Origin of the sequence: Halorubrum sp. SP9 (genome assembly GCF_005435015.1) — an archaeon.
In the GTDB taxonomy this organism is placed as follows: domain Archaea; phylum Halobacteriota; class Halobacteria; order Halobacteriales; family Haloferacaceae; genus Halorubrum; species Halorubrum sodomense.
In genome coordinates, this window is record NZ_SGXU01000372.1 from 1 (window position 1) to 458 (window position 458).

Annotated in this window: 1 protein-coding gene; it reads left to right on the forward strand. The window is 56.6% G+C overall.

From position 1 onward, the window contains the following. Positions 1-458 (forward strand): DNA polymerase domain-containing protein (locus EXE45_RS17920; protein ID WP_137695121.1); only part of this gene is annotated, 458 nt, incomplete at both ends.

Sequence of the window (458 nt, forward strand, 5' to 3'; positions counted from 1 at the left end):
CCTGCGGAGTACAAGTACCTTGGTGCTCACGTCGAGACGCCAACGGCGGGTGTCAATCAGAACGTCGTCTATATCGACGTGTCTTCGATGTATCCATCCTTTATCCTCACCTTGAACGCCTCACTTGAGACAACCATCGGGACGCGGGATGATCTCCGTGAGAGTGAGTACACCGAAGACGACTGTGTGTGGGGGTACATCGACACTCGTCCTGTGAAACATCTGGACAAAGGAGAACCGTGGCAACAGTACACCGACGGTCAGTACAAGGTCGTCTACGACCCACACGCCCCTGCGACGAAGTGGTCGTGTGACGACGGGGCTGGTCCCCGCTACGAGAAGGTCTACTTCCTCGCTCACGATGTCCAGAAGGGCTTTCTGACGGAGTGCGTTGAGGAACTGATCGACCTGAAGAACCAGTACCGCGGTACGTCGCTGTACGGGTCCACGAAGCGTGT